The organism is Candidatus Merdisoma sp. JLR.KK011 (assembly GCF_036941125.1).
Lineage (GTDB): Bacteria > Bacillota > Clostridia > Lachnospirales > Lachnospiraceae > Laedolimicola.
In genome coordinates this window covers 1,350,885-1,372,913 of sequence record NZ_JAYWSZ010000003.1, presented here as the reverse complement: position 1 = coordinate 1,372,913, position 22,029 = coordinate 1,350,885, and the positions used below count along the sequence as shown (strand labels likewise).

17 protein-coding genes and 2 pseudogenes are annotated in these 22,029 nt (G+C 46.2%); 13 read left to right on the top strand and 6 right to left on the bottom strand.

Annotated features, from left to right (window positions below; translation table 11 throughout):
- Nucleotides 1–19 precede the first annotated feature (19 nt).
- Complete coding sequence (locus VV089_RS07590) at nucleotides 20–580, top strand: RNA 2'-phosphotransferase (RefSeq protein WP_334335475.1); 561 nt, start codon at nucleotides 20–22, stop codon at nucleotides 578–580.
- Between the two features lie 378 nt (nucleotides 581–958).
- On the opposite strand, the gene VV089_RS07585 is transcribed toward VV089_RS07590, so the two are convergent.
- The gene (locus tag VV089_RS07585; protein ID WP_334334736.1) at nucleotides 959–2,194 is read right to left on the bottom strand and encodes an IS110 family transposase; all 1,236 of its coding nucleotides are present in this window, start codon (nucleotides 2,192–2,194) and stop codon (nucleotides 959–961) included.
- A 300-nt stretch (nucleotides 2,195–2,494) separates the two neighbouring features.
- Here VV089_RS07585 and VV089_RS07580 point away from each other — a divergent pair, with 300 nt between their 5' ends.
- A complete protein-coding gene (locus VV089_RS07580; protein WP_334336225.1) occupies nucleotides 2,495–3,340 on the top strand; it encodes a hypothetical protein in 846 nt (281 codons plus the stop codon).
- Nucleotides 3,341–3,383: 43 nt separating this feature from the next.
- Here VV089_RS07580 and VV089_RS25210 read toward each other — a convergent pair.
- Nucleotides 3,384–3,542 (bottom strand): annotated as a pseudogene (locus VV089_RS25210) (DUF4368 domain-containing protein); the annotation flags it as partial.
- A gap of 1 nt (nucleotide 3,543) precedes the next feature.
- Nucleotides 3,544–3,696, bottom strand: a pseudogene (locus VV089_RS07575) (relaxase/mobilization nuclease domain-containing protein); the annotation flags it as partial.
- A gap of 546 nt (nucleotides 3,697–4,242) precedes the next feature.
- Here VV089_RS07575 and VV089_RS07570 point away from each other — a divergent pair.
- Entirely contained in the window at nucleotides 4,243–5,220 is a 978-nt protein-coding gene (locus tag VV089_RS07570) for a helix-turn-helix domain-containing protein (protein ID WP_334335474.1), read from the top strand.
- A 246-nt stretch (nucleotides 5,221–5,466) separates the two neighbouring features.
- On the opposite strand, the gene VV089_RS07565 is transcribed toward VV089_RS07570, so the two are convergent.
- The 3 genes from VV089_RS07565 to VV089_RS07555 form a co-directional block, all read right to left on the bottom strand.
- On the bottom strand, nucleotides 5,467–5,796 hold the full coding sequence (locus VV089_RS07565) for a restriction endonuclease (protein ID WP_334335473.1): 330 nt from the start codon (nucleotides 5,794–5,796) through the stop codon (nucleotides 5,467–5,469).
- A 385-nt stretch (nucleotides 5,797–6,181) separates the two neighbouring features.
- The gene (locus tag VV089_RS07560; protein WP_172543796.1) at nucleotides 6,182–7,027 is read right to left on the bottom strand and encodes a TraX family protein; all 846 of its coding nucleotides are present in this window, start codon (nucleotides 7,025–7,027) and stop codon (nucleotides 6,182–6,184) included.
- A gap of 84 nt (nucleotides 7,028–7,111) precedes the next feature.
- Complete coding sequence (locus VV089_RS07555; protein WP_172543797.1) at nucleotides 7,112–7,435, bottom strand: hypothetical protein; 324 nt, start codon at nucleotides 7,433–7,435, stop codon at nucleotides 7,112–7,114.
- A gap of 273 nt (nucleotides 7,436–7,708) precedes the next feature.
- On the opposite strand from VV089_RS07555, the gene VV089_RS07550 reads away from it, so the two are divergent.
- The 10 genes from VV089_RS07550 to rsxC all read left to right on the top strand — a co-directional run bounded on the left by VV089_RS07550 (nucleotide 7,709) and on the right by rsxC (nucleotide 22,006).
- A complete protein-coding gene (locus VV089_RS07550; protein ID WP_172543798.1) occupies nucleotides 7,709–7,909 on the top strand; it encodes a hypothetical protein in 201 nt (66 codons plus the stop codon).
- Nucleotides 7,910–8,594: 685 nt separating this feature from the next.
- Nucleotides 8,595–9,179 carry a manganese efflux pump MntP gene (locus VV089_RS07545; RefSeq protein WP_172543799.1) on the top strand — a complete coding sequence of 195 codons (585 nt, stop codon included), beginning with the start codon at nucleotides 8,595–8,597 and terminating at the stop codon, nucleotides 9,177–9,179.
- A 368-nt stretch (nucleotides 9,180–9,547) separates the two neighbouring features.
- On the top strand, nucleotides 9,548–12,157 hold the full coding sequence (locus tag VV089_RS07540; RefSeq protein WP_334335472.1) for a cation-translocating P-type ATPase: 2,610 nt from the start codon (nucleotides 9,548–9,550) through the stop codon (nucleotides 12,155–12,157).
- Nucleotides 12,158–12,574: 417 nt separating this feature from the next.
- Nucleotides 12,575–13,969: an acyl-CoA carboxylase subunit beta gene (locus tag VV089_RS07535; RefSeq protein ID WP_334335471.1), complete on the top strand. Its 1,395-nt coding sequence runs from the start codon at nucleotides 12,575–12,577 to the stop codon at nucleotides 13,967–13,969.
- 26 nt (nucleotides 13,970–13,995) lie between these two features.
- Entirely contained in the window at nucleotides 13,996–14,817 is an 822-nt protein-coding gene (locus VV089_RS07530; protein WP_334335470.1) for an OadG family transporter subunit, read from the top strand.
- A gap of 54 nt (nucleotides 14,818–14,871) precedes the next feature.
- A complete protein-coding gene (locus tag VV089_RS07525; RefSeq protein WP_334335469.1) occupies nucleotides 14,872–15,240 on the top strand; it encodes a biotin/lipoyl-binding carrier protein in 369 nt (122 codons plus the stop codon).
- 40 nt (nucleotides 15,241–15,280) lie between these two features.
- Entirely contained in the window at nucleotides 15,281–16,432 is a 1,152-nt protein-coding gene (locus tag VV089_RS07520; RefSeq protein WP_334335468.1) for a sodium ion-translocating decarboxylase subunit beta, read from the top strand.
- Between the two features lie 83 nt (nucleotides 16,433–16,515).
- Nucleotides 16,516–17,922 (top strand): oxaloacetate decarboxylase subunit alpha, encoded by a 1,407-nt coding sequence (locus VV089_RS07515; RefSeq protein WP_334335467.1) that lies wholly within the window; start codon nucleotides 16,516–16,518, stop codon nucleotides 17,920–17,922.
- A 195-nt stretch (nucleotides 17,923–18,117) separates the two neighbouring features.
- Nucleotides 18,118–20,535, top strand: a complete 2,418-nt coding sequence (leuS, locus tag VV089_RS07510; RefSeq protein WP_334335466.1) for a leucine--tRNA ligase — start codon at nucleotides 18,118–18,120, stop codon at nucleotides 20,533–20,535.
- Nucleotides 20,536–20,605: 70 nt separating this feature from the next.
- Nucleotides 20,606–22,006 (top strand): electron transport complex subunit RsxC, encoded by a 1,401-nt coding sequence (gene rsxC / locus VV089_RS07505; RefSeq protein ID WP_334335465.1) that lies wholly within the window; start codon nucleotides 20,606–20,608, stop codon nucleotides 22,004–22,006.
- Nucleotides 22,007–22,029 lie beyond the last annotated feature (23 nt).

The window sequence follows — 22,029 nt, the reverse complement described above, 5'->3', positions numbered from 1 at the left end:
GATTTTATTTGGAGGATATATGGGAAAGTTAGATAAATTAAGTGTATTTATTAGTCTGGTGTTAAGACACAAACCAGACGCAGCAGGGATTACTCTGGATGAACATGGATGGGCAAATGTTGAAGAACTTCTTGATGGCATAAATAATATCGGGCGTAAGATAGATATGGGAGTATTAGAAGAAATTGTTAGAACGGATCATAAACAGAGATATCGTTTTAATGAAGACAAGACGCTGATTCGGGCAAATCAGGGACATAGTATTCCAGTGGATGTAGAATTGAAAGAGGAGGAACCGCCAGAATTTTTATATCATGGAACTGCGGATAGATTTATAAAAGCTATTATGGAAGAAGGCTTGAAACCAATAAGCCGTTTATACGTACATCTTTCAAAGGACATTGAAACTGCAGCTAAAGTCGGAAAACGGCATGGAAAACCAGTCATCCTGAAAGTACATAGCGGACAGATGTGCCGGGAAGGAATCAGGTTTTACCTTTCTGAAAATGGTGTGTGGCTGACTAAAAAAGTGGAAGTCAGATATATAGAACAAATGAATGTCCGGCAGGGTATCAGATAATGAGGATGTGTATATTTTAGGAGATTTTAATGCAGATAAATTAAGATATGCCTGGAGTGATTCATAAAAACTGGCTTAATTGGAGGTGGCAAAGTGTCAGAGAAAAACGTATATGAAATTATGCATATGGACAGAAGAGTTGCAAAGATAACTGATTCTGGACAATGTAAAATATATTATAAGTCATTTATGCCATATCATTTATATTTAGAGGAAGCAAAAGACATTGATACGTTAGTCAATAACATTACAAACTTCAATTATTGGTGCGCAACAAGAATTCTTACTTTACTGTGAAACATAATCTTCCGGGTAGCCAAAAAAGCGCAGACTGCCCCTATCAAGCTTAAAAGAAGTTTTTGACCCTGTCTGGAAGACTCAGGCGGCAACTACCGGGGCTTCCCAACCAAGTGCTTTTAACTTTTTCAGATACGCATTGATTTTGCGTTCTTTGTTGAACTGGTTATAATAATCAGCTCCAAGATCCTTGAACACCACTCCGTCTTTGAGGATATGGTAAATGGCTATGAGCATGGAATGGGCAACTGCGACATAGGCCCTCTTCTTTCCCCTGTGGGAGCTGATCCTCATGAACTGCGCATGGAAATAGGACTTTTTATTCTTTACAGCTGAATGCGCGCAGGTAATCAGGGTTGTCCGCAAAAGGGAGTTCCCTTTTCTGGTCTTGCCGGACTTCCTCTTCCTGGCGCTTTCATTATCACCAGGGCATAATCCGGCCCATGACGAGATATGCCTGTCCGTAGGAAAACGTTCCATATCCGTGCCAATGACGGAAATGATGGCCTGCGCGCTGGTATTCCCTATACCAGTCACATCCTGGATGGCATGGGAAGCCTGTTTTTCCTCCGGCTTCATGAAGTTGTCAATCTCATCATTCAGATTTTTGATGTGGATATTAAGCTCGTCCAGGTGTGCCAGAAGCTCCTTCATCATCCGGCGCTGGAGAGGGCTCATCACACCATTGAGGTCGTCTATGATCTGCTCCTTGGTGGCCTTGAGATTATGGGCGATGATCTTCTGTTCATACATCTCATCATATTTCGGTCCATCCACGGACGCCCCGGTGAGAAGATACTCCAGGATGTTGCGCGCGCTCTTGCCGTTGATATCCGACACAGTACCGGACAGCTTGATGTTGGCGCCTTCCAGCATCTTCTGGAGGCGGTTGAGCTCCCTGGTGCGTTCACCAACAAGGCTCTTGCGGTAACGGACCAGCTCACGCAGTTCCCGCTGCTCTTTATCAGGGATGTAACTGGGCTGGAGCAGCCCATGCTGAAGAAGATCCGCAATCCATTCAGCATCCCTGACATCTGTCTTGCGTCCTGGGACAGCTTTCATATGGCGGGCATTGACCACCATAGCGTTCAGGCCGGACGATTCAAGGATGTTATACAGAGGCTTCCAATAAGATGCCGTGCTCTCCATTGCGGTCATTTCACAGCCGCCGTCTTTGAGCCAGTCAGCCATTTCGAGAAGTTCTCTGGTTGTTGCGCCAAACTCCCGTATCTCCTGCTTATTGCCTTTTCGAAAGCAGGCAACGATGAGTTTTTTGTGCACGTCAATACCACAACAATTGTCGTAAATTCTATCCATAAAGGCACCTCCTGGGTAAATTTACGGCATGGTACTCTGTCTGTTATCATTTTACTGTACGTCCTTTTGCCGTAAGAGGCTGGACAGGTGGTGGTGCAAATGAGAGTACCTGAAATCAGTTTAGAAAACGGGCTGCAGGCCCAAAATTAAAACGATCTTTGCCGTTGGTTATAGTATAGACAATGGCAAAAACAAATTCAATAACCTATCGCTTGCACAGTTTCATTTATGGTGGTGCCAAATGTGGGGCATGAGGGTTTAGACAGAAAGTATGCAAAAGAAATATTAAACAGCATCGGAATGTTACAGGCAGTGACTGACAAAGAAAGGGCAAAAATTGCACTCACATATAGATGTGCTTCATTAACAGATGTTTTTTGGGTAAAATTAAAGCAAGAAAAGATTTTATTCAAAGATATTAATTTATATGAAAATCATTTAGATAACACATTTATTGATATTGCCTTAAGAGGGAGGCAGTATAGCGTACAAAATGAAAATTTAGCGAGAGACTTATCAACCAATGGGTGTTTTCCGAAAGCCTGGCAGAGGATTCCTGATGGATTTAGGCTTTTGAAAGACGGCGGCGCAGAAGCAGTTGAAAGAGAACTGCTTGCCAGTCAAATCTGCAGATGTTTTGATGTTTCACAAGTATTATATGAGAGGGATTATTTTGACGGAGAAAAAGTCAGTGTAAGCAGTAATATTACATCAAAAGAATATTCAATTGTTTCTATGGAAGCATTCGAGGTATATGCAGCAAACCACGGCAGGAACACAAAAAAATATATTCTTTCTTTAGATAAACATAATTATTATATGATGAATATTATTGATTATCTTATTGGAAATACAGACAGACATTGGGGAAACTGGGGGGTATTCGTTCGCAATTCCAACAATAAGCCAGTAAGGCTATATGATTTAATGGATTTCAATCAGGCTTTTAATTCCTATGACAATATAGATGGTTCTAATTGCCAGACGATGTTTGGAGAGCATGTCAGCCAGAGGGAGGCTGCAATTAAGTCTGTTGAAAAAATCGGCTTAAATCAAATCAAAGAAGTAAATAAAACATGTTTTAATGAATTACCTCAGTTCTATCATATGTTTTGTAAAAGATTAGAATTATTAAAATCAATATAATTTTAGTTTAATGTGTGAAATTATTCCAATAACGGGCAGCAGATTCGTGGATTACGATTTTCTCCACAAATTCCCACAACAGGGTAGGGGTGAGTTCCTCAAAGCTGGTGTACTTGCGGACTATTTTCATAAACTTCTCGGCGTTCGCCGTGGCTTCCAGTGTCCTTGAAAGCTCGCCCTGCAGAACAGCGGCTTTCTCTTTAGCTTTGAAATAATTCCATAGCTGCGTCCGTACAGCGGTGCTTGCAGCCCTCCCTTGTGTCCGCTGGTCTTTCCATGTAGGGAAGCAGCGGCACTTCCGCAATCCGTAGGGAATTGATTACGATATGCACATGAATGCTGCCGCTGTGGTTATAATTCAAGGTGCGGTAACTGTTTGAACTATTCCGCTCCTTAAAATTTTCTCTGGCAAAATCATAAAAGTATTTATTTTGACAACTGGCGTTATTCTGTTAATGGTTGTCAAAATATTTAAAACACACTGCATAAACTATATGGCTTAATAAAAATATACCTACAGCAATCATGCAACCTACCATATCTGCCTTGCAGATAGCGGAATACAAAGCAAGAACAATAAAACCAATATTTGCAAATTCAGATACAAGGCCGATAATCATGGAACAATCACAGCGAGGGATAATTACGAACTGACCGCCATGCTCTATACAAGGCAAAAAACAAGGCAAAGGGGTCTTGAGTAAACTTAAATGGAAGTATGTTTGCATTTGTGGTAGAATAAAGCCATTAAACAATTCTATAAAATTGGACTAATAGCAGAAAAAACAGCAGTTGCAACTAATAGTTGCCATATAGTTGCCCATATTTTCTATATAGTTGGTAGAGTGCAATTGGATAAATCAGTATATTATCGCTATCAGAATTATACGGAGGTGCGTAATATGAATGAAAATCGATTGGCAGAAAATCTAATGTACTATCGCAAAAAGAAAGGACTGTCACAGGAAAAAATTGCAGAATATTTGGAGGTCAGCCGTCAAGCCGTAACCAAATGGGAAACTAATACTTCAAAACCAAACTCTGACAATTTAATTAAATTAGCACAATTATTTGAAGTTGAAGTTGATACATTACTAGGGAATGAGAGTGGGGAAAAATCATCAACACAAGGGGAAGTATCAATAGGAAAAATGTCATGGATTTTTATAGGAATATCTGTTTTGTGTATATTGGCATATATCATTTACAGTGCATTAACGGATATTTTTCGTGTTGGGATATTCATCTGTATGTTTATTCTATGTATGCCCATACAACTGTTCCTGCATATCTATTTTTCCAATGCGATAAAAAATAATTCTTTTAATGGAATTGCAGGATTTGATGACAAGATAGAGTATAATATTTTTGAAGTGAAGAAACTGCTTGTACAGATTGATTTGCATATTGGAATCATGTCTACTGTATATATTTTTCTGCTTTGTGTGATAAATGGGATAAATTTGAAAATGCAATGGTTTAATAGCGTTCTGATCGTTGCATATATACTGAATTTTACCACAAGCATAGAAATGAGCAACTACAAAATGATAGATAAAATCTATCGCAGAGAAGATGACAGGAAACGTGCCAAACGCAGTATTCCAGCAACTGCAATATTTTTCTTAATATTATGTGCAGGAATAGGAATGGCGGTTATTGTATTTGAAATAAAGGGAATTGAGAATAATACACTGCCTGCGACGAAAATATGTGGATTGCTGCTTTTGGGTATAATAAGTGCAACCACTGGATTCTTATTTGAAAATAGCAAAATAAAAAAGTGGAATCCTGCAAATACAAACTATAGAACAAATAAAGTAAGTATTATCAGTTTGCTTATATGTGCGATAATGTATGGGCTGATGTGTGTTGTATAAAGATATGTGGAGCGTTATTCTTATTTATTCGCAAATATTAAATAAATATGTCATGTTAGAAGAAAGTTGAAAAATTGAATACGGTTTACCTTTGGGTAGCGATTATCTTAACAGACAATCCGCTGCCTTTTTTATTCTCCCAATTCGTTTATTTGTTGCTACTGACTATCTCTGCCCCACACAGCTTATATTTATACGGAAAATGAATATTTCACTCCCATTAAAGCCCAAAATAAAGGGCATCCCTTAACTCATTGCATATGCTCTTGTCTCGCTTGACATACGGTTATTTGTTATTACTACCGGATACCCGTCATTTCCAAAATAATTACATCCTGTATATACTTCTTGTACAGGTGTCTTTCCAACTGGTCTGTTATGGAATTTACATTGTATGTAATATTTTAAGTGACTTCCCCTTTCTCCCAGTGTCGCAATAATGTCAACACCATTGTCATTTCCCTTTGTCCGCTTTGCGTCAAATTTTAATGCGGTCAGTATCCCTTGCACCCATAGTTCAAAGTCATATCCTGACATACAATTTTTTGGCATAAAGCCATCTGTTTTATCGAGCATTAGTTCGATTTCCTTAAAAAGTACTCACAGTTATCCTGTTGTACTTTTTAATATTTGAATGTATACAGGCATTAGATGGGTGTAGTAACTGGCACGTATACAACTCATTTGTAACGTATAGCCCCTTTTTGTCTCCGAACCATATTTAATTTTAATCATATTGTGTATTGGGTATAAAATATGGGCTGGAATCTCTAGATTTTGAGTACGTGATAAAGGGCATAAAAATAGACGATGGTTTTGAGCCATCGCCTATAATTACATCAATTGATTGTATACTGTTTTTCTTGGCAAGTTAATTGATACTATCGTTTTATGTGAACATTCAGCTATTAAGCAAAGCATGAAAGCAGTAAAAAATGTTTGCAATCTTTTTCACAAATTATCAAAAATCTCTTATATGCAGGATGAAAAAGAGAAGATATACGTGAACAGGGTAATAAATGTAAAATAAATATTTAAGGCTATGACCTTTTTCTCCATTGTAGAGGAGCATAAACGGGATTGCCAAACACATACACCATTGTGTATCCACAAACAGATCAAATATACTACAGACTGCTGGCGTTAACATAACAGGACAACCTGTCGTGATGAAAGAAACTGGTATTATCGTACAAACAAGTGATAATGCCGCAAATATAGCACAATTTATTAGTCTATTATTGATAAAATACCACGCAATTCCCATTAGAACAAACAGGATGGAATAATCTACATTCATAGGAGATGGGAAAAATATGGATATGATTCCCCACGCCGTACTATATCCGTATCTTGGCAAAATAATGTTGAGTGCATAAAATAAAAATGGAATAATCAATCCACATATTGCAGTACAAACAACTTTCAGATTTTTAGGATTATTTACAATATGTTCTATGCAAATGATAAACAACGCTGTATAGAAGAACATTGGTAATGTATTGCCAATTGAAGGTCCTTCTGTGGCTCCTTCTATTATTCGATTTACTATCTCAATCACAGTGCCAGCCATATACAATCGAAGAAGATACTTAGTTTTGTTTCGTGTATGACGCACACCCTCTACTACCATAAATAGAAACAGTGGTGCAGCAATTCTACCAATGATTCCCAATCCATCGTTAATTGTCCGATTTTGAGTGATTGTTTGATAGCTGCTAATGTGGTCTAAAGTCATTGTAATTAACGCAATCATTTTTATTTGGAAAGCATTAAAACTAAATGTATGTTTGAAATTCGTTTTCATATTTTCTCCCAATATTCATTCTGTTAAAATCAAGAATACTTTTTGCATTTATAAAATTCAAAGCATAACCTAAATTATACATGATTAGCTTTTCACAATAGTAATGTTATATACTTCTCCCAACTGTGCAGGATAGGATTCTAAAATATCTCCGTTATATTCAATTTCAATAATATTTCCCGTTTGCAATTCTAGCCCGTCTTTGTTTGGTATACTGAACTGATCTGATGAACTAAGTTCCGAAGAACCCTCTATCGGTTCTACTAAAATTGAATTACCTGTGACTTCAATTACTGTTGCTTGAAATGTTACCGTTTCGGTAATGCTGTCTACGGAATTGTTACATGCGCATAACATAATCGAAACAAGACTACATAAACAAATAATGTAATATAACTTCTTTTTCATGGTTATAATCCTCAAAAAATACATTTTATATCATACATTATTTTATTGTATATTTCAACGTACATATATCAATCTTAAGAATGAATGAAAAATATATTGACAATATTCTACTGATACAACTATCGTAGACCAAATATCCTATTACTGGGAAAATGTATAAAATCATTGAAAATGTATATTTATACACGTATTTCACCAGCAACAATTAAACGAACTGGGACTTTTTATTTTCCGAAACTATTAACACAGCACAGAAAGAATGAGGTATCAGAAATGATTGAGAACAAACAGGAAATCAGAAAGGACTTAGAAAAAGCATTACAGGTATTGCAACAGGCAAAACAGCGTGTAGCCAACGAAAAGAAAAAGCAGAACGAGAAGAAACGCAAAGCCGAGAACCACCACAAGTACATCATGGGCGGTATTATCGTGAAGTATTTCCCCGACTGTTACCGCTATGATGAGGGAGAGTAAAACCGCATCTTGTCGGTATGGAGCCATAACAGATAGGGCGGCGGGGATAGTCAATGCCTATTACCGCCGCCCTATTTTAGTTTTTTATCTGCATGAATTTTTTGAGACTCATCCAAAAGGGACAAAATTTGTGTCAACATTTCTTCAGCCCAATCTATGGGGACACGCTCCAGTGCCCGACGGACTTTTGACTCAAGTTCAAGGCACAAAGGAGCTTCCCGTGTGCCACATACGGTAAACAAATATTCCCACTCGTTCCATAGATGTTGCATCCCTATGTTCAGATAACTCTGAGACGAAGAATTAAAAATTTTTCTTGCCATTCGTGGTAAAATGTAGTAAAATACATCAAAACACCCATACAAATCAGCTATAAGGGAGTAGTTGGCGGCTCAGCACTTTAAAGGACTGGGACGTAACAAGATCAACATCATGGCTGCAAGGCCTGGTTTTGTTTGAAACAACGAGACTTATCTACAGAGAAAAACTGTGGATAAGTCTTTCTTTTTTACAAAACAACCCTATCCTTTCAATGACACAATGTAAGGGAATCTGCGGAACTAAAACAGCAAAATCCCTTACAATGCACAAATCCAATTCCAGGCAGACGGTTTTGTGACTGGAATTGGATTTCATAGAAGTGTATTGTAAGGGAGTTTGCGGAACTAAACATGGAGGAAAAAACATGAATCTACCAGAAATATTTTTACTGGCAGTAGGCCTTTCCATGGATGCCTTCGCCGTATCCATCTGCAAAGGCCTCTGCGTCCCCAAAGCAGGCATCCGTGAATGCGGCACAGCCGGAATCTACTTCGGAGGCTTCCAGGCCCTCATGCCCCTTCTGGGATTTCTCTTAGGCGTACAATTCAAAGAGTACATTACCAGCATCGATCACTGGATAGCCTTCATCCTGCTGGGAATCATCGGTATCAACATGCTTCGGGAAGCCAGAAGCAAAGAAGAGGACTGCGAAGTCTGCTCCAGCGAAAGCACAGAGAACCCCTTTTCTTTCAAATCCATGCTCCCTCTGGCCGTTGCCACCAGCATAGATGCCCTGGCCGTAGGCGTAACCCTGGCCTTCCTCCAGGTAGAGATCTTCCCAGCCATCACCTTTATCGGAGCCGTCACCTTCGCAATCTCCGCCGCCGGCATCCGCATCGGAAACATATTCGGCAGCAAATGGAAATCAAAAGCCGAATTTGCAGGAGGAATTATACTTATCTGCATGGGAATGAAAATTTTATTGGAGCATTTGGGAATAATAAGGTAAACGGAACCAGAATATCGTAGAATTTTACGGAACTATTAACAGTAAAATTCTTGCTTGTGCACAAATCAATTTCCAGACACATGTACTTGTGGCTGGAAATTGATTTCAAGGCAGTGTACAAGGAAGAATTTTACGGAACTATTAACAGTAAAATTCTTGTTTGTGCACAAATCAATTTCCAGACACATGTACTTGTGGCTGGAAATTGATTTCAAGGCAGTGTACAAGGAAGAATTTTACGGAACTATTAACAGTAAAATTCTTGTTTGTGCACAAATCAATTTCCAGACACATGTACTTGTGGCTGGAAATTGATTTCAAGGCAGTGTACAAGGAAGAATTTTACGGAACTATTAATAGGAGGCCAAATGAACAGTCACAGTCAAACTATAGAAGAACTGCAGAAACACCTAAAAACCACCCCCGAAGGCTTAAGCAGCATTGAGGCCCAAAACCGCCTCAAAGAATACGGTGAAAACCGTCTGAAAGAAGCCGGGAAAAAATCCATCCTGGCAAAATTTCTGGAACAGTTCAAGGATGTCATGGTACTGATCCTTTTAGCTGCAGCCGCCGTATCTTTTTTTGTCGCCCTGTCTGAGCACGACAGCGCCGCCTTCTTTGAACCGCTGCTTATCCTGCTCATCGTCGTATTAAATGCAGTCATGGGCGTTGTCCAGGAAAACAAAGCCGAGCGATCGCTGGAGGCGCTGATGCGCCTTGCCGCACCCCACGCCCGCGTTCTTCGCGGAGGACAGGAGCAGGTCATAGACGCCGCCCAGCTTGTTCCCGGCGATGTCATCAAGCTGGAAGCAGGCGATTTCGTCCCGGCTGACGCAAGGCTGCTGACCTCCTCCAGTCTCAAATCCGAAGAATCCGCCCTCACAGGAGAATCCCTCCCGGCAGAAAAAGACGCAGCCGCCATCCTGAATACCGATGCACCCTTGGGCGATCGGATCAACTGTGTCTATTCCGGCTGCAGCATCGTCTACGGAACCGGAACTGCCATAGTAACCGAAACCGGCATGAATACCCAGATGGGCCGGATCGCAGGCATGCTGGAAGGAGAGAGTGAAGTCCAGACCCCTCTGCAGCAGAAGCTTGCCCAGTTAGGAAGATACATGGGAGCCTTAGTCCTCGTAATCTGCGCTGCTATCTTCTTTATGGGACTTGCCGGAGGCATGCCGGTAATGGAGATCTTTATGACCGCCGTATCCTTAGCAGTATCCGCCATCCCCGAGGGCCTTCCGGTCATTGTAACTATCGTCCTCTCCATCGGCGTGGAGCGGATGGCAAAACAAAATGCCATCGTCAAAAAACTTCCGGCCGTAGAAACCTTAGGCTCCACCTCCGTCATCTGTTCTGACAAAACAGGAACCCTGACCCAGAACAAAATGACCTTGACCCAGGCATACGCAGACGGCGAAGACGAAACAGAAGCAATCAACGGCGAGAACACCCCAGGCGTTTGCCGCCTGCTCTTATACGGAGCCCTCTGCAGCAACGGCTCCCTCCGCTTTGAAGAAGGACGGGAAATCCACATCGGAGATCCCACAGAAACAAGCATCCTGTCCGCAGCCCGCAAAAACGGCATTTACCAGGAAGAAATCAAAGCCCAATATCCCAGGATAGGAGAGCTTCCTTTTGACTCCGACCGGAAGCTTATGACAACCATCCATACCATAGACGGAAAAACCATAGCCATCACAAAAGGAGCCTTCGACATGCTCCAGGAGCGCTGCGTCCAGGGGGATCTGGAAAAAGCCGCCGCCGTTACCCGGCAGATGAGCTCCCAGGCCCTCCGGGTTCTGGCCATAGCCTGCCGCACCCTGGATCAGATCCCGGAAGAGCTGACAAGCGAAGAGCTGGAACAAAACTTAACCTTCTTAGGACTGGCAGGCATGATCGATCCTCCAAGAGAAGAGGCAAAACAAGCCGTGGCACTCTGCCGGCAGGCCGGAATCCGTCCCATCATGATCACCGGTGACCACGTCATCACCGCCTCTGCCATAGCAGAGCAGCTCGGCATCCTCTTAGAAGGCCAGGAAGCCATAACCGGAACAGAGCTAAAAGCTCTGACAGAAGAAGCCTTCCACAAAAAGCTGGAAAACATCTCTGTCTACGCCCGGGTAGCCCCCGAGGACAAAATCCGCGTCATAAAAGCCTGGCAGAAAAAAGGCAGAATCGTTTCCATGACAGGAGACGGTGTAAACGATGCCCCGGCTCTCAAAGCCGCCGACATTGGCTGCGCCATGGGGATCACCGGCACCGACACAGCTAAGGGAGCCGCCGACATGACCCTCCAGGACGACAACTTCGCAACCATTGTCTCCGCCGTCCGGGAAGGCCGCGGAATCTACAACAACATCCGCAAAACCGTAGGCTTTCTCCTGGGCACCAACATCGGAGAGGTACTATTAGTATTCAGTTCCATGCTGCTTTTCAAAGCCTCTCCCTTACTTTCCATGCAGCTTTTGTGGATCAATCTAGTCACCGACAGTCTCCCAGCCATCGCTTTAGGCATGGAGCCGGTAGAAGACAGCGTTATGAACACAAAGCCAAGACCCAAAGAAGAGGGAATCTTCGCCCACGGCCTGGGAATCCAAGTCATTCTCCAGGGAATCATGTTCGGCCTCCTGTCCCTGTCCGCCTTCTGGATAGGATGCAGCTCCTCCGGCGGCCTGAAAGCCGGACGGACGATGGCCTTCCTAGTCCTGGGCTACAGCCAGATCCTCCACGCCTACAACATGAGATCCGCCAGATCCCTCCTAAAAACCGGCATCTTCACCAACAAAAAACTAAACCTGGCAGCCCTGACCTCCACCCTGTTCATGTCCTGCGTCCTATTCATTCCGCCCCTGGCCCAAATATTCGGCCTGACCACCCTCCAGCCCGGAATGTACGGAACCGGCTTCACCCTGGCCCTCTTCCCCATAGCTGCCCTGGAGCTAACCAAGGCCCTGGGCCTGACAGCCCGCTAAAACAGCCGCACCATCAAAAAATACCCTTTTCAGGAAAAGGAAACCCAATAAAAAATCATCCCATACACCCCCGCCGCTCCCCACCCTTACCACCCCCAATACCAGGGAAGGTCACAAAATTGCGCGGCAGGCTTTTCCAATATCCTGTGTCCGGCTGTTCGCGCACACTCTGTCTGATATGGACGTACATTGTCAAGAGACCTAAAAGCCCTCACACAAAAAAACAATGTACGCCCAGAGCAGACAGAGTGTACGCGAACCGTCCGAACACAGATATGGAAAAGCCTGCCGCACAATTTTGTGACCGTACCGTCCCCCTTTTTTTCACAAACCCCTTGATTCTTTGACAAAAAATTGCTAAAATGGTAAACGGCATGAAATGGTTTAGAATTATCATATAAAAATGGAGGGCTGAAAATGAGTACTACAGCACAAACCTTGGCAGGTAAGAGAATCGAGAGCTTACTTGACGAGAACAGTTTTGTTGAAATCGGCGGCATGGTAACAGCCAGAAGCACAGATTTCAACATGCAGCAAAAAGAAACACCGTCCGACGGCGTCATCACCGGATACGGCGTCATAGACGGCAATCTTGTGTATGTATACAGCCAGGACGCATCCGTACTGAACGGGACCCTTGGGGAGATGCATGCAAAAAAAATCACAAAACTCTACGACATGGCCTGCAAAATGGGCGCGCCCGTCATCGGTCTCATCGACTGCGCAGGCGTCCGTCTTGAGGAAGCCACAGACGCATTAAACGGCTTCGGAGAGATCTATCTCAAGCAGACTCTTGCATCCGGCGTAGTTCCGCAGATAGCAGCCGTATTCGGAACCTGCGGCGGCGGACTGGCTGTAGTCCCCGGACTGGCTGATTTTACATTCATGGAAGAGAAAAAAGCAAAGCTCTTCGTAAACTCCCCCAACGCCATCGAGGGAAATGAGATCTCCAAATGCAACAGCGCATCCGCAGCTTTCCAGGCAGAAGAAGCCGGAACCGTAGACGTAGTAGGAGACGAGGCAGGCATCCTCTCCCAGATCCGCGAGCTTATCACCATGCTCCCGGCCAACAACGAGGACGATGCTTCCTACGAAGAATGCATGGACGATCTGAACCGCGTATGCGAAGATTTGGGAAATGTAGAGTACTCCGCACCCTACATACTTTCCAGTATTTCCGATGGAAACGTATTCTTCGAGACGAAAAAAGATTATGCAAAAGATATGGTAACCGGCCTCATCAAGCTTAACGGAATGACTGTAGGAGCAGTGGCAAACAACGATACAGAGCTGACAGCCAGAGGCGCCCAGAAAGCGGCAGACTTTATCAGCTTCTGCGATGCCTTCAACATCCCGGTGCTTTCTGTAACCAATGTGAAGGGCTACAAGGCAAACATGTGCACCGAGCGCAACATCGCAAGAGCCATGGCTAAGCTTACCTACGCCTTTGCGAATGCCACCGTACCCAAAGTAAACGTCATCGCAGGCGCAGCCTATGGAAGCGCCTACGTATCCATGAACAGCAAGGGAATCGGCGCCGACATGGTTTATGCATGGACAGGTTCCGAGATCGGCATGATGGATGCAAAGCTGGCGGCGAAAATCATGTATGCCGATGCCGATGCAGCCACCCAGAAGGAAAAAGCAGCCCAGTACGCCGCACTTCAGTCCAGTCCTGAGGCAGCAGCTAAGAGAGGCTATGTAGACAGCATTATCGAGCCCAAGGACACCAGAAAATACGTCATTGGCGCATTTGAGATGTTATTCACAAAGAGAGAAGATCGCCCGGACAGAAAACACGGAACGGTTTAAGAGAGGTGAATAATATGAGAAGAAACATGAAAAAAATAATCAGCCTTCTGGCAATGCTGATTTGTGTCCTGTCCCTGGCCGGCTGTGCGGCGAGAGAGAAGCTTCCCAAGGAAGAGATGTACCAGGCCAAATCCGATCGGTATGTCCAGATGCTGGCCTCCATGAGCGAGGAAGAGTTAAATGAGCAGATTGCAGGACTGGAAGAAAACTTTGAGGACTTTGAGCAGGAAGTAGCCCTGTATCCCTATATCAGCGGAGCAGGCCAGAAGTTTGACTTTACGGCTGAAGCTTACCTGACCCTCTTCAAATCCTATGCAGGCAACATGGACGAGTTCGGCGCCTATGTGGGTCTAAAGGAATACGAAGGCGGCGTGGAAAACGACGGCGAAGTTACCTACGATGCGGTGTACGAGTTTGAGAAGCATGACATGCGGCTTTCTCTGGTGTACGACAGCCACGACATTGTTATTACCGTAACGGCCGATCCCATCTACAGCACCGGTGAGATCCTTCAGAAAGCAGGTATGAACACCCTCCTTGGAATGGGAGTCGTGTTTGCGGTTCTGATTCTCATCAGCCTTATTATTTCCTGCTTCAACTTTATACCGGCTATCGAAAGAAAGTTCGGCAAGAAGAAAGCGGCGGAAAAGAAGGCGGCGGCTCCGGCAGCTCCTGCAGCAGCCCCGGCCCCGGCAGCTCCTGCAAAAGCAGCAGAAGCAGCCGACGATCTGGAGCTTGTGGCAGTTATTACGGCAGCAGTGGCGGCTTCCATGGGAACCACGTCTACGGACGGCTTCGTAGTGCGTTCTATCAAGCGTAAAAGCAGCCAGAAGTGGAAAAGAGCGTAAAAATAAATCTGGAAATAGTACACATCATTCAAATTTTTAGGAGGAATCAATAAGATGAAAAATTATACAATCACCGTAAATGGCGTGGCATATGATGTAACCGTAGAAGAAGGCGGCGCAGGAAGCACACCGGTCCGCACAGCGGCTCCGGCGGCAAAACCGGCGGCAGCTCCGGCACCCGCAGCAGCAAAGCCCGCAGCAGCGGCGGGCGGAATCGAAGTGAAGGCTTCCGTTCCCGGCAAGGTATTTAAGGTAGAGGCTTCCGTAGGCCAGGCAGTGAAGGCCGGAGACAGCATCGTGATTCTGGAAGCTATGAAAATGGAGATCCCGGTTGTTGCTCCCGAGGATGGTACGGTAGCCAGCATCAATGTCGGAGTAGGCGACGCAGTAGAATCCGGTGATTTACTGGCATCCCTGAACTGACAAAACACTGGAATCCTATCAAACTAACGGAGGTTAAGACATGGGATATATATTAGAAACACTGGGAAATCTCATGCATCAGACAGCGTTCTTCAATCTGACCTGGGGAAACTATGTCATGGTCGGTGTTGCATGCTTTTTCCTGTTCTTGGCTATCAAAAAGGAATATGAACCGCTTCTTTTGGTTCCCATTGCTTTTGGTATGCTGCTGGTAAATATTTATCCGGACATTATGCTCAGTCCGGAGGAATCTGCAAACGGCGTAGGCGGCCTTCTCTATTACTTCTATGTGCTGGACGAGTGGGCGATTCTGCCGTCCCTGATTTTCATGGGCGTTGGAGCCATGACCGACTTCGGGCCGTTGATCGCAAACCCCAAGAGTTTTCTGCTGGGCGCTGCGGCACAGTTTGGTATCTTTGCCGCTTACCTTGGCGCTATGGCCATGGGCTTTTCCGACAAGGCGGCAGCGGCTATTTCCATCATCGGAGGAGCCGACGGCCCTACATCCATTTTCCTGGCCGGAAAACTGGAGCAGACAGCGATTATGGGCCCCATTGCGGTGGCAGCCTATTCCTACATGTCTCTTGTTCCTGTCATCCAGCCGCCTATTATGAAGCTGCTGACTACGGAAAAAGAGCGTAAGATTAAGATGGAGCAGCTCCGTCCCGTATCCAAGCTGGAGAAGATCCTCTTCCCCATCATCGTTACGGTAGTAGTCTGCCTGATTCTGCCCTCAACCGCACCCCTGGTAGGTGCGCTGATGCTTGGCAACCTGTTCCGCGAGTCCGGCGTAGTCCGCCAGCTCCAGGAGACGGCTTCCAATGCACTGATGTACATCGTGGTTATTCTTTTGGGTACCTCTGTAGGCGCAACCACAAGCGCCGAGGCGTTCTTGAACTGGGATACCATTAAGATCGTGCTGTTAGGTCTGGTTGCATTTGCCTTTGGCACGGCGGCAGGCGTTATATTCGGAAAGATTATGTGCAAGGTTACAGGAGGCAAGGTAAATCCGCTGATCGGATCCGCAGGCGTGTCTGCGGTACCTATGGCAGCCCGTGTATCCCAGAAGGTAGGCGCGGAGGCAGATCCCACCAACTTCCTTCTGATGCACGCCATGGGCCCCAACGTAGCCGGCGTAATCGGTACGGCCGTAGCAGCCGGAACCTTTATGGCTATCTTCGGTGTAATGTAATAATGGAAAACAGCAATGCTCAGTTTTTTTCATGCACGGTCTGAGTATTGTAAAACAGGAATAAGAATAGGAGGTTTTAGAGAATGTCACAGACAAAACCGGTAAAAATTACCGAAACCATACTGCGTGATGCCCATCAGTCTCTGATTGCCACACGTATGAGCACAGAGCTTATGCTTCCCATCGTAGAGAAGCTTGACCAGGTAGGCTATCACTCACTGGAATGCTGGGGAGGCGCAACCTTTGACGCGTCTTTGCGTTTCCTTCACGAAGATCCCTGGGAGCGTTTGAGAAAGATCAAAGAAAAGGCAAAGAAGACGCCTCTGCAGATGCTGTTCCGCGGACAGAATATCTTGGGCTACCGTCCTTACGGCGATGACGTAGTAGAGTATTTCGTACAGAAATCCATTGCAAACGGCATTGACATCATTCGTATTTTCGATTGCTTAAATGACCTGCGCAACCTGGAGACAGCCGTAAAGGCTTCCAACAAGGAAAAAGGCCATGCACAGATCGCTCTTTCCTATACTCTGGGCGATGCTTACACGCTGGAGTACTGGACGAACATTGCAAAAGAGATCGAAAGCATGGGTGCGGATTCCATCTGTATCAAGGATATGGCCGGCCTTCTGCTGCCCTATAAGGCAACGGAGCTGGTAACCGCATTGAAGGAAGCTGTCAAGATTCCGATTCAGCTCCATACACACTATACCTCCGGCGTAGCTTCCATGACCTATATGAAGGCCGTAGAGGCGGGCGTGGACGTGATTGACTGCGCAATGTCACCCTTGGCGCTGGGTACTTCCCAGCCTGCAACTGAGGTTATGGTAGAGACCTTTAAGGGAACTCCCTACGACACCGGCTACGATCAGAACCTTCTGGCAGAGATTGCCGATTACTTCCGTCCCTACCGGGATGAGTGCCTGGAGAGCGGTCTGCTCAATCCGAAGAACATGGGCGTTAACATCAAGACCCTGCTGTACCAGGTGCCGGGCGGCATGCTGTCCAACCTGACTTCACAGCTTAAGGATCTGGGCGCAGAGGATAAGTACTATGAGGTTCTGGAAGAGGTTCCTCGTGTACGTAAGGACTTCGGCGAGTGTCCTCTTGTTACACCGTCTTCACAGATCGTAGGAAGCCAGGCCGTTATGAACGTAGTGGCGGGCGAGCGCTACAAGATGGTAACCAAGGAGACGAAGGACGTTCTTTCCGGCAAGTACGGAAAGACGGTAAAGCCCTTCAATCCCGAGGTACAGAAAAAGTGTATCGGTGATGCAGAGGTGATTACCTGCCGTCCGGCAGATCTGGTTCCCAACGAGCTGGAGACTCTGGAAGCAGAGATGGCACAGTACAAGGAGCAGGATGAGGATGTATTATCCTATGCACTGTTCCCTCAGGTAGCCGTAGACTTCTTTAAATACAGAGAAGCCCAGAAAACCAAGATGGACGCTTCTGTGGCAGATACCAAGAACGGAGCGTATCCCGTATAAAAAATACTGAAACAAAGAGGCTGGCGGCTTATGATGCTGCACAGCCTCGTTTTTTGAATCTTTGAAGGGGCAATTAACTTGACAAACTGCCCCTTCATGTTTATGATAAAATTTAGTGAAATCAGGCTCAATTGCGGCAGATTACTGCGCCGTATCCAACTGGGGCCGAAAAAGAGAAAGAGGAGTGTAAAAACAATGGCAGTACCTTACAATCACCGCGCAGTAGAAGAAAAATGGCGCAAGCACTGGGAAGAGCATCCAGTGAATGTCAATGACGGAAAAAAAACAAAATATTATTGTCTGGATATGTTTCCTTATCCCTCCGGCAACGGACTGCATGTAGGCCACTGGAGAGGCTACGTCATCAGTGACGTATGGAGCCGCTATAAGCTTATGCAGGGCCATTACATCATCCACCCCATGGGCTGGGACGCCTTCGGCCTTCCGGCTGAAAACTATGCAATCAAAATGGGCGTTCATCCTGCCAAATCCACCGCAGAGAACGTGGCGAATATTAAAAAACAGATCAACGATATCGCCGCCCTCTACGACTGGGATATGGAAGTAAATACCACGGATCCCGAATTCTATAAGTGGACTCAGTGGATCTTCGTAAAAATGTTCAAAGAGGGTCTGGCCTATGAGAAGGAATTTCCTATCAATTGGTGCCCCTCTTGTAAGACGGGCCTGGCCAACGAGGAAGTGGTAAACGGCGTCTGCGAGCGCTGCGGCACCACCGTGACAAAGAAGAACCTGCGCCAGTGGATGCTGAAGATCACGGCCTACGCAGAGCGTCTCTTAAGCGATCTGGACAAGCTGGACTGGCCGGAAAAGGTAAAGAAGATGCAGACCGACTGGATCGGCAAGTCCTACGGCGCAGAGGTAGAGTTTCCCGTGGAGGGCCGGGAAGAGAAGATCACCGTCTACACCACCCGTCCCGACACGCTCTACGGCGCAACCTTTATGGTACTGGCTCCGGAACATGCCATTGCAAAGGAGCTGGCAACCGACGAGACAAGAAAGGATGTAGAGGATTACATCTTCCGTTCCTCCATGCGTTCCAATGTGGATCGTGTCCAGGATAAAGAAAAAACAGGCGTATTTACCGGAAGCTATGCCGTCAATCCTATGAACGGAGCCAAGCTTCCCATCTGGCTGTCCGACTATGTACTGGCAGACTACGGCACAGGAGCAATTATGTGCGTACCGGCCCATGACGATCGTGACTTTGAATTTGCCAAAAAATTTGACATTCCCATTATTCAGGTAATCGCCAAGGATGGGGTAGAAATTGAAAATATGACGGAAGCCTATACGGCTGCCAGCGGTACGATGATCAATTCCGGAGACTGGAACGGCATGGAGTCCGCTGTCTTGAAGCAGGAGGCGCCGCTGATTGTTGAGAAAATGGGTGTGGGAAGAAAGACCGTAAACTACAAGCTTCGTGACTGGGTATTTTCCCGCCAGCGTTACTGGGGCGAGCCGATCCCCATTATCCATTGTCCTCACTGCGGCAATGTACCCGTGCCGGAGGATCAGCTTCCCTTAACCCTGCCAGATGTAGAGAGCTATCAGCCTACGGGAACCGGGGAATCGCCTCTGGCTGCCATTGACGAGTGGGTCAACACCACCTGCCCTGTCTGCGGAGCTCCGGCCAAGCGTGAGACCAACACCATGCCCCAGTGGGCAGGATCCTCCTGGTATTTCCTGCGCTACGTGGACAATCACAACAGCAAGGAGCTGGTAAGCAAGGAAAAGGCAGACAAATATCTGCCGGTAGATATGTACATCGGCGGCGTGGAGCATGCGGTGCTTCATCTGCTGTACTCCCGTTTTTACACCAAGTTCCTCCACGACATCGGCGCAGTGGACTTTGACGAGCCCTTTACCAAGCTGTTCAACCAGGGTATGATCACCGGAAAGAACGGCATCAAAATGAGCAAATCCAAGGGAAATGTAGTATCTCCCGACGATCTCATCCGGGATTACGGCTGCGACGCCCTTCGGATGTATGAGCTTTTTGTAGGGCCGCCGGAGCTGGACGCAGAGTGGGACGACCGGGGAATCGACGGCGTTTCCCGTTTCTTAAAGCGTTTCTGGAACCTGGTTCTGGACAACAAAGATAAAGATGCGAAAGAAACAGCCGAGAGCGTGAAGCTGCGCCACAAGATGGTTTACGATATCAGCACCCGGCTTGACAGTTTTAGCTTAAATACGGTTATTTCCGGATTTATGGAGTATAATAACAAAATGATAGATCTTGCCCGGAAGGAGGACAGCATTGACAGAGAAACTCTGGAAGCTGCCATTACGCTCCTTGCACCCTTTGCGCCTCATATTGCAGAGGAGCTTTGGGCACAGATGGGACACCAGGACAGCGTATTTGCCCACGGATGGCCCTCAGCGGACGAAGAAGCCATGAAGGACGACGAGATCGAAATCGCAGTCCAGGTAAACGGCAAGACGAGAGGAACCGTCACCATTTCCAGCAGCGCCTCCAAAGAAGAGGCCATCGCAGCCGGAAAAGAAGCAGTGGCAGACCGTCTGAGCGGAACCATCGTGAAAGAAATCTACGTTCCGGGAAGAATCATTAATATTGTGGTAAAACCATAGAACAGGTGTGTCGAAGCGGCTTTACCCTTTCATACTGTCGCACAGCGACTTAGAATAGGAGAATTTGAGTATGGGTTATGGAGGTTTTCGCGGCGGGGTGCATCCCTTCCGCGGAAAGGACATAACCAAAGAGAAAGCCATTTCGGAATATCTCCCCCAGAAAGAGCTGGTATATCCCTTGTCACAGCACATCGGCGCTCCTGCCAAAGCAGTTGTGTCAGCGGGAGATGAAGTACTGGCAGGCCAGATACTTGGAGAGGCCGCCGGCCCCGTGTCTGCCAATGTCATAAGCTCCGTATCCGGACGTGTCCGGGTCATCGAGAGGCGGATGCTGGCGACCGGGGTGATTTCCGATTCGGTAATCGTAGAAAACGACAGAGAATACCGTTTGGCGCCCGGAATTGGAAAGGCCCGGGAGCCGAAGGAGATGACAAAGGAAGAAATTCGCACAGCCGTAAAAAATGCCGGAATTGTAGGCTTAGGCGGCGCCGGATTTCCCACCCATGTAAAACTGGCGCCAAAGGACGATGACGCCATTGAATATGTGATTGTAAATGCGGTGGAATGCGAGCCTTACCTGACTGGCGACTACCGTCTGATGCTGGAAGAAGCAGAGGGAATTCTTGCCGGGCTTCAAGTGCTTTTGCGCTTGTTTGAGAAGGCAAAAGGCATCATAGCCATAGAAGCTGACAAGCCGGAGGCCGCAAAGCGGATGAAAGCCGCAGTCGAAGAAAAGGGCCTTGGAGATTCTGTCGAGGTATGCGTTTTAAAGACGAAATACCCCCAGGGCGCCGAGCGGAATCTTATTTTTTCGCTTACAGGCAGAAGGCTGAACTCCAAAAAGCTTCCGCCGGATGCAGGCTGTATCGTATCGAACGCCTCCACCGTTCATGCAGTGGGACAGGCCGTCTGTGAAGGGCTTCCGTTGATGAACCGCATTATCACAGTTACCGGAAACGGAATCGCAAATCCGGGAAATTTCCGGGTAAAAACTGGTACCAATTACGGGGAACTGATTGAAGCCGCAGGGGGATTTGCCTGCCGGCCGGAAAAAGTAATTGCCGGCGGTCCCATGATGGGAATGGCCCTTACAGTTCCCGATGTTCCAGTGACAAAGACTTCCTCTGCCCTTCTCGTATTTGAAAAGGATCCGGTTGCAGAAGTGAAGCCGGGAAGCTGTATCCGCTGCGGCCGCTGTGTGAAGGCATGTCCCTGCCGCCTGCTTCCCTTGAAAATGTGGCAGGCCTGCAAGCATTACAATTTAGAGTTGTTTCAAAAGCTATACGGAACAGAATGCTATGAGTGCGGCTCCTGTACCTATGTCTGTCCGGCGAGGCTGTCTCTGACCCAGAGCTTTAAGCAGGCCAGGATGATGGTGTTCGACCAGAAAAAACAGGCCCGGTCTAAAACAGACGGTATCCAGAACCAGTTTCAGCTGCAGGAATCTGCGGCCCCAGATGGTTTGAGATGAGGGTACTTACAGGACTGGAATAG

Excerpts from the sequence above, each read along its gene's own strand:
- VV089_RS07570 (WP_334335474.1), top strand. The coding sequence starts at position 4,243 with ATGAATGAAAATCGATTGGCAGAAAATCTAATGTACTATCGCAAAAAG.
- VV089_RS07530 (WP_334335470.1), top strand. The coding sequence starts at position 13,996 with ATGAAAAAAATAATCAGCCTTCTGGCAATGCTGATTTGTGTCCTGTCC.
- VV089_RS07535 (WP_334335471.1), top strand. The coding sequence starts at position 12,575 with ATGAGTACTACAGCACAAACCTTGGCAGGTAAGAGAATCGAGAGCTTA.
- VV089_RS07520 (WP_334335468.1), top strand. The coding sequence starts at position 15,281 with ATGGGATATATATTAGAAACACTGGGAAATCTCATGCATCAGACAGCG.
- VV089_RS07525 (WP_334335469.1), top strand. The coding sequence starts at position 14,872 with ATGAAAAATTATACAATCACCGTAAATGGCGTGGCATATGATGTAACC.
- VV089_RS07565 (WP_334335473.1), bottom strand. The coding sequence starts at position 5,796 with ATGCTCGATAAAACAGATGGCTTTATGCCAAAAAATTGTATGTCAGGA.
- VV089_RS07540 (WP_334335472.1), top strand. The coding sequence starts at position 9,548 with ATGAACAGTCACAGTCAAACTATAGAAGAACTGCAGAAACACCTAAAA.
- VV089_RS07555 (WP_172543797.1), bottom strand. The coding sequence starts at position 7,435 with ATGAAAAAGAAGTTATATTACATTATTTGTTTATGTAGTCTTGTTTCG.
- VV089_RS07515 (WP_334335467.1), top strand. The coding sequence starts at position 16,516 with ATGTCACAGACAAAACCGGTAAAAATTACCGAAACCATACTGCGTGAT.
- VV089_RS07560 (WP_172543796.1), bottom strand. The coding sequence starts at position 7,027 with ATGAAAACGAATTTCAAACATACATTTAGTTTTAATGCTTTCCAAATA.
- VV089_RS07590 (WP_334335475.1), top strand. The coding sequence starts at position 20 with ATGGGAAAGTTAGATAAATTAAGTGTATTTATTAGTCTGGTGTTAAGA.
- VV089_RS07580 (WP_334336225.1), top strand. The coding sequence starts at position 2,495 with ATGTTACAGGCAGTGACTGACAAAGAAAGGGCAAAAATTGCACTCACA.
- VV089_RS07585 (WP_334334736.1), bottom strand. The coding sequence starts at position 2,194 with ATGGATAGAATTTACGACAATTGTTGTGGTATTGACGTGCACAAAAAA.
- rsxC (WP_334335465.1), top strand. The coding sequence starts at position 20,606 with ATGGGTTATGGAGGTTTTCGCGGCGGGGTGCATCCCTTCCGCGGAAAG.
- VV089_RS07545 (WP_172543799.1), top strand. The coding sequence starts at position 8,595 with ATGAATCTACCAGAAATATTTTTACTGGCAGTAGGCCTTTCCATGGAT.
- VV089_RS07550 (WP_172543798.1), top strand. The coding sequence starts at position 7,709 with ATGATTGAGAACAAACAGGAAATCAGAAAGGACTTAGAAAAAGCATTA.
- leuS (WP_334335466.1), top strand. The coding sequence starts at position 18,118 with ATGGCAGTACCTTACAATCACCGCGCAGTAGAAGAAAAATGGCGCAAG.